Below are 274 nucleotides of genomic sequence, written 5' to 3'. Positions count from 1 at the left end.
CTTCACAACCTGCCACATCTTCGAAGTTGACCTTGATTTGGTCTTCAGTCAGCATCTTGGCTTTTGACTTGCCAAAGCTCATTGGGCCGCCACCTTTACCGCCTGCACCGCCCTGCATATTACGCATAAAGAATAAGAACAGACCAATAATCAATAGGATTGGGAAACTGGCTATCAGTAACTGCATCAACACACTTTGACGTTTCGGTGCTGTGCCCTGAACCTCAACTTGGTTCTCGCGCAGTAATGGCATTAGTTGCTCATCAGCCACAGC

The 274-nt window shown here is 47.8% G+C and carries 1 pseudogene; it reads right to left on the bottom strand.

Annotation, left to right across the window (positions count from 1 at the left end):
* A pseudogene (locus tag AAEY55_RS18300) lies at positions 1–253 on the bottom strand (ATP-dependent metalloprotease); the annotation flags it as partial.
* Positions 254–274 lie beyond the last annotated feature (21 nt).

The sequence above is a fragment of the Pseudoalteromonas sp. 120-MNA-CIBAN-0494 genome (assembly GCF_040308885.1).
GTDB classification, from domain to species: Bacteria; Pseudomonadota; Gammaproteobacteria; order Enterobacterales; family Alteromonadaceae; genus Pseudoalteromonas; species Pseudoalteromonas nigrifaciens.
Note: the sequence above shows the minus strand (reverse complement) of the source record. Positions and strands in the feature narration are given on the sequence as shown.